Origin of the sequence: Rhizobium sp. BR 315 (genome assembly GCF_050577975.1) — a bacterium.
Lineage (GTDB): Bacteria > Pseudomonadota > Alphaproteobacteria > Rhizobiales > Rhizobiaceae > Rhizobium > Rhizobium miluonense.
In genome coordinates this window covers 1-577 of sequence record NZ_JARWKZ010000170.1, presented here as the reverse complement: position 1 = coordinate 577, position 577 = coordinate 1, and the positions used below count along the sequence as shown (strand labels likewise).

The 577-nt window shown below is 30.5% G+C and carries 2 protein-coding genes; both read right to left on the bottom strand.

Translation table 11 applies throughout. The features are described from left to right. The coding region (locus QD409_RS35585; protein ID WP_430765060.1) for a LysM peptidoglycan-binding domain-containing protein at positions 1–211 on the bottom strand (211 nt) is incomplete at its 3' end. Positions 212–388: 177 nt separating this feature from the next. Beyond that, positions 389–577, bottom strand: a 189-nt coding sequence (locus tag QD409_RS35580; protein ID WP_430765059.1) for a C39 family peptidase, incomplete at its 5' end; no start/stop codon positions are given.

Here is a 577-nt window from a genome sequence, read left to right as displayed (position 1 = left end):
AACTTAATCTTTGCCCTACATTCAATTTGTTATCTTTTAAATTATTTGCTATTTGTATAGATCCTATAGGAACTCCACTTTGCTGACTTATTTTCCACAGAGTATCTCCAGATTTTACTGTGTAAAGAGACGCTGCTTCTGTATTTACTCCAAAAAAGGATGACAATAATATTACTAGAAACACAGAATATAAAAATTTATTCGATTTCATATAAACCTCCTAGTATTAATGTCCACAGGAATCATATTATCAACGAAACTATCTATTTACTACCTCCAATATTTTCCCATTCACTTTAAGACGATATTATTAAGGTTTCTTAAATGTGGCACATGTTTCCACTTGAACTATTACACTGAATAAATCAAGAATCTATTATTCTTAATCTTACTTTAAGGAAAGAGCTTGACTCCCCATTTGTTTCCACGCATCTATAAAAGGGCTTAATGGTTCTTTTTTGTTTTTTTCACCACTAATGGGATCATTAAAATATACAAAAGATTCATCATATCCTGTAATTAACACCGAATGTTCTTTATACGTTATTTTAACTTTTCCATTTGGCGTCTCCCATAC